1 protein-coding gene is annotated in these 397 nt (G+C 57.2%); it reads right to left on the bottom strand.

Translation table 11 applies throughout. From position 1 onward, the window contains the following. Positions 1-85: 85 nt before the first annotated feature. Complete coding sequence (locus QMN93_RS26130) at positions 86-358, bottom strand: hypothetical protein (RefSeq protein ID WP_048242187.1); 273 nt, start codon at positions 356-358, stop codon at positions 86-88. Between the last annotated feature and the right edge of the window lie 39 nt (positions 359-397).

Raw genomic sequence — 397 nt, 5'->3', positions numbered from 1 at the left:
CCCGACCTTACGGGTCGCCGGACGGGTGTTAAGGTTCTGCATGTTTCCTCCTTCTCTGGGTTAAGGCCGGACATCCGACCTCCGGTTAAAGCTGCACGTATTGCAGGTTGCGTTTCAGTTCAAAAAGAAAATCCGGTTCAAACGACCAGGCGCGCCAGTTAAGCGTTCCGTTGGTGCGGATCTCCACCTGCACGTCGCCGTACCGGGACACATCGGACACGGTGACGGTGACCCCCGCTTTCAGCGCAGTGGCCTGAGCCACCCACTCCCGCGCGACAGAAACAGGGTTTTGTTCTTCCCCCATCTTCCTGGAAGATTCCTGAGCGGCGGTTTTGACGTTGACGTTTCGTGTGTGCATCCTGGTTTTCTCCTGTGGTGATGGTTGTCCATCTCCCTG

Origin of the sequence: Enterobacter sp. R-1.6.2, from assembly GCF_035064085.1 — a bacterium.
In the GTDB taxonomy this organism is placed as follows: domain Bacteria; phylum Pseudomonadota; class Gammaproteobacteria; order Enterobacterales; family Enterobacteriaceae; genus Enterobacter; species Enterobacter asburiae_B.
Note: the sequence above shows the minus strand (reverse complement) of the source record. Positions and strands in the feature narration are given on the sequence as shown.

Coding starts and splice junctions, on each gene's coding strand:
- QMN93_RS26130 (WP_048242187.1), bottom strand. CDS start 358: ATGCACACACGAAACGTCAACGTCAAAACCGCCGCTCAGGAATCTTCC.